Raw genomic sequence first — 8,319 nt, 5'->3', positions numbered from 1 at the left:
TGGCGAGCGGGACAAGGCCGGGGAGCGTTTCAACGACATGGTCGCCTCCGGCGAGCTGGCCGCGCCGCTGGCGATCGGCCGGGATCACCTGGACTGCGGCTCGGTGGCCTCCCCCTACCGGGAGACCGAGGCGATGCTCGATGGCTCGGATGCGATCGCGGACTGGCCGCTGCTGAACGCCATGGTCAACGTCGCCTCGGGCGCCTCCTGGGTGTCGATCCACCACGGCGGTGGCGTGGGCATGGGCCGCTCCATCCACGCGGGCCAGGTGTCGGTTGCGGACGGCACCAAGCTGGCGGGGGAGAAGGTCCGCCGGGTGCTGACCAATGACCCGGGGATGGGTGTCATCCGGCACGTGGACGCCGGATACGACATCGCCGACTCGGTTGCCGACGAGCGGGGCGTGCGTATCCCGATGCGTGAGCACCCCTCGGCGTAACCGTTTCCTGCCGGGCGAGGCCGCCGCCAAAGGCGTCGGAGGTCTCGCCCGGCATCTTTTCGGGCGCTGCGAAGGGCCCTGAAGGAACCCTTTCCAGGTGCCTTCAGGGCCCTTTTCGGAAGCCCTTCGGAGCCGGTCAGTCCCGTGCCGGAACGGGATTCCCGGCCGGCTCTTCCGTCGGGAATTCAGCGACGCCGGAGGCGGCGGAGCGCGGACGGAGCCAGACCATATGGACCACCGACAGCAGGGCCAGCCAGACCGCTCCCACGATCAGTGCGATGCGGGTGCTCGCGGAGAATGCGAGCAGTACCAGGACACCGGTCATGAAGACCATGGTGATGATCTGGCCGTACGGCCAGAACGGGACCTTGAAGGCGAGCCTGGAGGTCTCCTCCTCGGTCATCTTCCGGCGCGCCGCGTACTGCGTCGCGAGAATCATCAGCCAGACCCAGACGGTCGCGAAGGTGGCGATCGAGGAAATGATGAGGAAGATCTTGTCGGGCATGGTGTAGTTCAGCACCACGCCCAGCAGCAGCGCGCAGATCATGATGACGACGGTCATCGTCGGCACGCCGTTGCGCGAGAGGCGCCGCATGACGGCCGGGGCCTGGCCGCGCTCGGCCATGCCGTACATGATGCGGCCCGCGGCGAAGATGTCGCTGTTGATCGCGGAGAGCGCGGCCGCCACCACGACGACGTTCAGCACGGCCGCCGCTGCCTTGAGGCCGATGCCCGTGAAGATCTGCACGAACGGGCTGCCGTCGGAGCCGATGTGCTGCCAGGGGTTGAGCGACATGATGACGGCGAGCGTCAGCACGTAGAAGAGCACGATGCGCAGCGGAATGGAGTTCACCGCGCCCGGAATGGTCTTCTCCGGGTCCTCCGCCTCGCCGGCCGTGACGCCGATGATCTCGGTGCCGCCGAAGGCGAACATCACGACGGCGAAGGACATGATGAAGCCCTGGAAGCCATGCGCGAAGAATCCGCCGTTGCTCCACAGGTTGGAGATTCCGACGTGCATGCCGTGGCCGCTGATGCCGAGCACGAGAATGGCGAGGCCCGCCACGATCATCGCGCAGATGGCGACGACCTTCACCAGCGACAGCCAGAATTCCAGCTCGCCGAAGACCTTGACGCTGAAGAGGTTCAGCACGCCGATGACGACGATGGCCGCCAGCACCCAGATCCAGCGCGGTACGTCGGGGAACCAGAATCCCATGTAGACGCCGAGCGCCGTGATGTCGGCGATACAGACGATGACCATTTCGAAGGCGTACGTCCAGCCGGTCGTGAATCCCGCGAGCGGGCCGAGATGCCGGGTGGCGTATTCACCGAAAGAGCCCGCGCACGGGTGGTTCACCGCCATCTCGCCGAGCGAGCGCAGGACCAGGAAGACGGCGGCGCCGCCGATCAGGTAGGCCAGCAGCACCGCGGGGCCGCCGGCCTGGATGGCCTCGGACGATCCGTAGAACAGGCCGGTCCCGATGGCGGAGCCGAGGGCGATGAATCGGATGTGGCGGGACCTCAGTCCGCGCTGCAGGGTTGCTGCTTTGTCGGTGCTCACAAGATGCCCTCTCCTTCGGGAACAGCACGTTCGTCCCGGACGTGCGACATGGGCGGTGGCCTGGCCGGAGCGGCGGTCGGCGCGGCTCGTACGAGAACAGGCGCCGCATGTATATGCCTGTATAGACAGGACCGTCAAGAGGTCGCCGGGAGCGCGGGACGGACGGAGGCGCGGCGATGAGCGGGCGGCGTCCGGAGTCCTCCTCCAGCACCTCACCGGCCGTCGGCCGCGCGCTGGACATCCTCACCCACCTCGCGGGCCGCTCCGGGCCGGTACGGGTCGCGGCGCTCGCCCGGGACCTGGGCATTCCGCGCTCGTCGGCGTACCACATCCTCACCGTGCTGGCCGGGCGCGGCTTCGTCACCTACCTCCCGGACGAGCAGGCGTACGGCCTGGGCGTGGCCGCCTTCGAGATCGGCTCCGCCTACCTCCGGCACGAGCCGCTCGAACGGCTCGCCCGCCCGATCCTGCGCACCCTCGCGGCCCGGCTGGCGCAGCCCGTCCACCTCGGAGTGCTGCACGGCGCGGAGACCGTGTACCTGCTCAAGGAGCAGCCCGCCGAGGTCCGCGCGGGCGGCACGGTCCCGCTGGTCACCGAGGTCGGCGTGCGGCTCCCCGCGCACCTGACGGCCAGCGGCCGGGCGCTCCTCGCGCACGTCGGCGAGGCCCAGCTCAAGGCGCTCTTCCCGCGTCCCGGCGACCTGATCACCCGTACCGGCAAGGGCCCGCGCTCGCTCGGCGAGCTGCGCGACCTGCTGGCCAGGGACCGGGCGCGCGGCTGGTCGGAGGAGACCGAGCTGGTCTCGGCGGGGTTCCGCTCGGTCGGCGTCGCGGCGTTCGACCACCACGGGCGGCCGGTCGCCGCGCTCAGCAGCACCTGGTACCGCCACCACCGGCCGAGCGACGAGGCGTACGTACGCGATCTGCTGTGCAAGGGCGCGGCCCGGCTGACGCACGCCGTCTCGGGCCGCGCGCCCACCGGGCGGCCGTAACCGCGCGAGCGCCCCCCGATGCCGCGGTCAGCGGTTGTCGAAGGTGCCCTGCAGCCGGTACCGGGACCCCGGGTGCAGCAGCCGTGCGACGCTCACCAGCGCGTCGCCCGACCACGTGCGCCGGTGGATCAGCAGGCACGGCTCGGACTCGGGCACGCCGAGCACCGCGCACTCCTCCGAGGACGGCAGCACCGCCTCCACCACGTGCTCGCCCTTGCCCAGCGGCGCCACCTCGGACAGGAACGTGAACGGCGTCCGCCGGGTGAAGTCCTGCTCCAGGTAGCCGGGCGCGAAGTCCGGGTGGACGTACCGGTCCTCCAGCTGGATCGCCACGTCGTCCTCGAAGTGCACCACCCGGGAACGGAAGACCCGCTGCCCGGTGCCCGGACCGAAGAGCGCGCCGACCTCCGCGTCGGCGGTCTCCTCCCGTACGTACAGCACCTCGGCGCGGTACCGGTGCCGCCTGCGGCGCACCTCGTCCGCGATGTTGTGCACCTCCACCAGCGCCGAACTGCCCTTGTGCAGCGCCACGAAGCTGCCCACGCCCATCACCCGGCGGATCAGCCCCTGGCCCGCCAGCTCGCGCAGCGCACGGTTGACCGTCATCCGGGACAGCCCCAGCGATTCCACGAACTGGCTCTCCGACGGCAACGCGTCCCCCTCCCGCCACCGGCCGCTCATGATCTGCTCGGTCACGAGGTCCTTCACGCGCTGGTACGCGGGCGCTGAACGGGACGCCTGCTCGCGGTACCGCCGCGCGAGGTCAGCCGCCTCTCCGGCCACGCCGTTCACCGTCCTCGCACTCGTGGTCACACGCTCCTCGCGGGTGACGCGGGCACCGGAATCCTAGTGGGTCTCGGATCCGAGGAACCGGGCCGTACGCCCTGGATCGCGGGCCCCGGCGCGGGTGTGATGGCGGCGGAACACCGAGGAGCTGAGGAACCGTGACGAGCACCGTGCAGCAGGCCGCCCGCGCCACCGGCGAGGACCCGGGCCGTATCCCGGGCCACGCCCCGGCGGCGCACCCGGAGGAGTGGGCGGCGGACGCGCCCGCCGAACCGTGGACCGGCCGCGACGACGGCCCCGGCGCAGCGCACCTGCGCTGGCACCGCGCGGTGACGCCGTACCCCGCCGCTGGTCCTGCCGGGGACCTGCACCGGGCCGCGGCAGGCGACTGGGACGCCGCCTTCGTCGGCTTCCGCAGCGACGAGGGCGTACGCCGCAACAAGGGCAGGCCCGGCGCGGCCGACGGCCCGTCGGCGCTGCGCCGAGCGCTCGCCCCGATGGCCCTCCAGACGCCGCTGCGCGCGCTGGACGCCGGTGACATCGAGGTCGGCGACGGCGACCTGGCGGCCGGCCAGCGCCGCCTGGGCCGCGCCGTCGGCGCCCTGCTCGACCGGGGCCGCCCGGTGACCGTGCTGGGCGGCGGCCACGAGGTGGCCTACGGCAGCTACCTCGGGCTCGCCGGCAGCCGTGCGCTGCGGTCCGGAGCGCGGCTCGGCGTGCTCAACCTCGACGCGCACTTCGACCTGCGGGACGACGTCCGGCCCAGCTCCGGCACGCCGTTCCTGCAGATGGCCGGGGACGAGGAGGCCGCCGCCCGTGAACTGAACTACTGGGTGCTCGGGGTGAGCGCGCCGAGCAACACCGAGCGGCTGTACCGCACCGCCGACCGGCTCGGCGTGCGCTACCTCCCCGACACCGCCTGCGGCCTGCTCGGCATGCACCGCGTCGACGCCTTCCTGGACGACTTCCTCGCGAGCTGCGACCTCGTCCACCTCTCCATCGACCTGGACGTCCTGCCCGCCGCCGTGGCACCGGGCGTCAGCGCCCCCGCCGCGTACGGAGTCCCGCTGGAGGTGGTGGAGCACGTCTGCGCCAAGGTCGCAGCCAGCGGCCAACTGGCCGTCTGCGACGTCGCGGAGCTCAACCCGGACCTCGACATCGACCACCGCACGGCCCGCACCGGCGCCCGGCTGGTCCACCGCGTCCTGACGTCGGCCGCCGGGGCCCGTGCGGCGTAGCGCGCGGGGCGGTTCACCTGTCCGGCGCGCGCGGCAGCCGCAGCCGGAAGCACGAGCCGCCGTGCGGGGCCGGCTCGTACCAGGCGTCGCCGCCGCTGGCCCTGGCCAGGCCGCGGACCACCCACAGCCCCAGCCCCGCACCGCTGTGCCGCTCGGTGCCGGGCCCCCGGCTGAACCGTTCGAACAGCCGCGGTACGAAGTCGTCCGGCACCCCGTCACCGTGGTCGCACACCGAGACCTCCAGCCACCGGTGGTCCCGCGGCACCGCACGGGTGACGATCGGCGGGCGGCCGTGCAGGAAGGCGTTCTCCAGGCAGTTGGTGAGCATCTCCGAGAAGGCCAGCCGGTCCACCCGCGCGACCAGGCCCGGCGAGCACGACAGCCGTACCGCCCGGGCCCCCTCCGTCATGTCGCCCAGCCGCTCGATCAGGAACGGCAGGACGGGAATGTCCTCGGGCACGGAGTGCGGGACGCTGGCGTCGATGCGCGCGGCCGTCAGCAGCTTGCGCACCAGTGCCTGGAGGTGGGCGGTGCGTTCGGCGATCCGGTCCATGGCCTCGGCCCGCACCCGGTCGGGGAGCACCGCCCGCCGGTCGCGCAGCGTGTCGACGAGCACGCCGATCGTGGCCAGCGGGTTGTGCAGCTGGTGTGCCGCGACCGCCACGATGACGTTCTGCCGCTCCAGCGCCGCTTCCAGCTCGCGCTGGGCCTGCCGCCGCCGGGTGATGTCGCGCAACGCCGCGACGTGCAGCGTTTCGTTCTCCAGCAGCGCGGTGGTGACCCGCATCTCCACCACCCGCACTCCCCGGTCGGGCAGCATCAGGTCGATGGTCGTCTCGCCCACGACGAGGGGGAAACCGAAGTCCTGGCCGACCAGTTGGGCGGCGGGCCGGTCGAACAGCTCCTCGGCCGCCGGGTTGCAGTACAGGATGCGGCCGTCGGCGTCGACCGCCAGGATGCCGTCGGCGGCCGCCGAGACGATCACCCGCCGGATGTCGTCGGGGCCGGCACCGGGACTTCCGCTCCCGGTGCCGCGGCCGGGGCACGGGCGGTCATGGTCAGCCATCGGGGTCCACCCGTGGGGCCGGCGCGCGGTTGTCGGCCGCTCCGGACGGGTCGGCCGCGTACACGGCCCCTCCGTACCCGGCGAGTACGGAGGAGACGCCGTGCAGCGGGCCCCCGATGTGCATCCCCGTACCGTCGACGGTGACTTCGCGGATGCGGTGGTCGTGGGTCGAACCGCGGGTCTGCACCACCGCGACCGCCCGCCGGACCCGGCCCGCCGTCTCCACGTAGCGCAGCAGGACCGACACATCGGTGAGGCTGTCGATCCGGGCGGCGATGCCCGGCCCCGCGGACGGTGGCATGCGCTCGGCGGGCAGGGAGGTGATCAGGGCGGTGATGGCGCGCGGCCGCAGCACCGCGCCCAGCGCGATGAAGAAGTCCAGCAGCGCCCGCGGGGTGGTGATGCGCTCCAGCGCGGAGAGGGTGTCGATGACCAGCCGCGCGGGCCGGAACTCCTCCACCGCCCGCCGCACCTGGATGAAATGGTCCTCCAGCGCCGAGGTCTCGGGGTACTCGGACACCACCTGCAGCAGCCCGGACGCCTCCATCGCCGGCAGGTCGAGGCCCCAGCCCGAGGCGTTGCGGTCCAGCTGCTGGCGGGTCTCGTCGAAGGTGTACAGCAGGCAGCGGTCGCCCGCCGCCACGCCGGACGCCACGAACCGCAGCCCGGCCAGCGTCTTGCCGACCCCGGTCGGGCCGGTGAGCAGGACCACCGCGTCGCGGTAGACCCCGCCCCCGCACATCTCGTCCAGGTCGGGGACGCCGGTGGAGACCCGTTCGCGGATCACGGCGCCCTCGTGCGGCGCGAGGAACGCCAGCGGTACGACGACGATGCCGTCCTGCGGATCGATGGTGAACAGCCACTCGCCGGTGCGGTGCGGGCCGCCGCGGAGCTTGACGATCTCCAGGGTCCTGCGCCGCCGCTCCTGGAACAGCGTGTTGCGCAGCACGACGACGTTGTTCAGGGCGAACTCCTCCACGCCGAGCCGGGAGATGCCGCCGTACTCCGTCTCCCGCTCGGTGGTGATCACCGAGGTCACCCCGAGGGACTCCAGGGTTTCCGCCACGCCCAGCAGTTCCTGCCGGACGACGCCCTGGCCGGGGAAGCGCAGGAAGACCGCGCCGAGTGAGTCCAGCGAGACCCGCCGGGCACCGACGGCGCGCACCGCGTGACCGATCCTGGCCGCCAGCGCGTGGAAGTCGTACGCGCCGATGATGGCGCCCTCCTCCGTGCTCGCGGCGGAGGCGTCGACGAAGGCCCACTTCCCGGCCCGTTCCCACTCCGCGATGGTCAGGCCGAGGGAGAGGGCGTTGCGCCGGATGTCCACCGGCGCCTCCTCGAAGGTGACGAACACCCCGGGCTCGTCGTGGTGCTGGATCCCCCGGGCGAGGAATTCGGTGGCGAACAGGGTCTTGCCGCTGCCGGCCGTCCCGGTGACCAGGGTGCACCGCCCGGCGGGCAGTCCCCCCAGGGCGACCTGGTCGAATCCGTTGATCGCAGTGGCCACGCGCCGGACCGGCCCGCCGTCTGCTGTCATGGCCGTACCTCCTGCGGGTGTTCGTTCGCGCCGGGCAGGCCCAGGGCCACCGCGGCGCGGTGGTGGTCGGACAGGTCACCGACGACCCGCCGCTGCGGGGGCGGGCTGAGCCTGATCACCATGGGAGTGGCCAGCACCCGTCCCTCCTCCGCCAGTTCGGGGCATTCGACGGCGTCCACGATCTGGAGGTCGTACCGATTGCGCAGCCGGCTGTCGCACAGCAGACGCAGGTTGGCCACGGCTTCCTGGGACCGGACGGTCTGCCCGGCGATGAACAGCCTGAACGAGTAAGTGGTCACGTGGGACGACCTCCTGCTACCTGTCGTCCGCCGGTGCACGGGGCGGAGCAGCCCTCCGGGTACCACTTTCCTCCGCAAGCCGGTCCGCTGCCAGAGCGGGACGCCGTCCCCGGAACGCCCGGCCGGCCGCCCGCGATTCCGGCCACGCCGGCGGCGCACGGGGTTAGGCTGGACCGGCCGACAGGGTGGGGTGGCCACGATGACCAAGGTGCTGGTGGTCGAGGACCAGCGGGCACTCGCCGACGCGCTGGAGCTGGCCATCACCGCGCAGCCGGACATGGAGTGCGTGGGCGCGGTCGGCTCGGTCGAGGACGCGCTGCCGCTCGCCGCCGCGGGCGTGGACACCGTCCTGATGGACATTCACCTGCCCGGTGCCGACGGCATCGAGGGCACCGCCG

The 8,319-nt window shown here is 72.4% G+C and carries 8 protein-coding genes and 1 pseudogene; 4 read left to right on the top strand and 5 right to left on the bottom strand.

Annotation, left to right across the window (positions count from 1 at the left end):
• Positions 1 to 439 (top strand): annotated as a pseudogene (locus tag C3486_RS35585) (urocanate hydratase); the annotation flags it as partial.
• Positions 440 to 575: 136 nt separating this feature from the next.
• Here the strand turns inward: C3486_RS35585 and C3486_RS35580 are convergent.
• On the bottom strand, positions 576 to 2,003 hold the full coding sequence (locus tag C3486_RS35580) for an amino acid permease (protein WP_103836998.1): 1,428 nt from the start codon (positions 2,001 to 2,003) through the stop codon (positions 576 to 578).
• Between the two features lie 176 nt (positions 2,004 to 2,179).
• On the opposite strand from C3486_RS35580, the gene C3486_RS35575 reads away from it, so the two are divergent.
• Positions 2,180 to 2,995 (top strand): IclR family transcriptional regulator, encoded by an 816-nt coding sequence (locus C3486_RS35575; RefSeq protein ID WP_103836997.1) that lies wholly within the window; start codon positions 2,180 to 2,182, stop codon positions 2,993 to 2,995.
• A gap of 27 nt (positions 2,996 to 3,022) precedes the next feature.
• On the opposite strand, the gene hutC is transcribed toward C3486_RS35575, so the two are convergent.
• On the bottom strand, positions 3,023 to 3,808 hold the full coding sequence (gene hutC, locus C3486_RS35570) for a histidine utilization repressor (protein ID WP_258053196.1): 786 nt from the start codon (positions 3,806 to 3,808) through the stop codon (positions 3,023 to 3,025).
• Positions 3,809 to 3,939: 131 nt separating this feature from the next.
• Between hutC and hutG the strand changes: the two genes are divergently transcribed.
• A complete protein-coding gene (hutG, locus tag C3486_RS35565; protein ID WP_258053195.1) occupies positions 3,940 to 5,019 on the top strand; it encodes a formimidoylglutamase in 1,080 nt (359 codons plus the stop codon).
• A gap of 13 nt (positions 5,020 to 5,032) precedes the next feature.
• Here hutG and C3486_RS35560 read toward each other — a convergent pair whose 3' ends face one another.
• From C3486_RS35560 to C3486_RS37745, 3 genes are read right to left on the bottom strand one after another with little or no spacing between them, the layout of a single operon-like run.
• A complete protein-coding gene (locus C3486_RS35560; protein ID WP_103836996.1) occupies positions 5,033 to 6,085 on the bottom strand; it encodes a PAS domain-containing sensor histidine kinase in 1,053 nt (350 codons plus the stop codon).
• Positions 6,078 to 7,622, bottom strand: coding sequence for a circadian clock protein KaiC (kaiC, locus tag C3486_RS35555; RefSeq protein WP_103836995.1), 1,545 nt, complete (start codon positions 7,620 to 7,622; stop codon positions 6,078 to 6,080). Before kaiC ends, C3486_RS35560 begins: the two co-directional genes overlap by 8 nt.
• The gene (locus C3486_RS37745) at positions 7,619 to 7,921 is read right to left on the bottom strand and encodes a circadian clock KaiB family protein (RefSeq protein WP_219822280.1); all 303 of its coding nucleotides are present in this window, start codon (positions 7,919 to 7,921) and stop codon (positions 7,619 to 7,621) included. The genes kaiC and C3486_RS37745 overlap by 4 nt, the downstream gene beginning before the upstream one ends.
• 199 nt (positions 7,922 to 8,120) lie before the next feature.
• On the opposite strand from C3486_RS37745, the gene C3486_RS37060 reads away from it, so the two are divergent.
• Positions 8,121 to 8,319: response regulator transcription factor (locus tag C3486_RS37060; protein ID WP_146075128.1), on the top strand; the 199-nt coding region annotated here is incomplete at its 3' end.

It is taken from the genome of Streptomyces sp. Ru73, from assembly GCF_002920575.1.
Classification (GTDB): domain Bacteria; phylum Actinomycetota; class Actinomycetes; order Streptomycetales; family Streptomycetaceae; genus Streptomyces.
This window is presented reverse-complemented; position numbering and strand designations above follow the sequence as displayed.

Excerpts from the sequence above, each read along its gene's own strand:
- C3486_RS35575 (WP_103836997.1), top strand. The coding sequence starts at position 2,180 with ATGAGCGGGCGGCGTCCGGAGTCCTCCTCCAGCACCTCACCGGCCGTC.
- C3486_RS35560 (WP_103836996.1), bottom strand. The coding sequence starts at position 6,085 with ATGGCTGACCATGACCGCCCGTGCCCCGGCCGCGGCACCGGGAGCGGA.
- kaiC (WP_103836995.1), bottom strand. The coding sequence starts at position 7,622 with ATGACAGCAGACGGCGGGCCGGTCCGGCGCGTGGCCACTGCGATCAAC.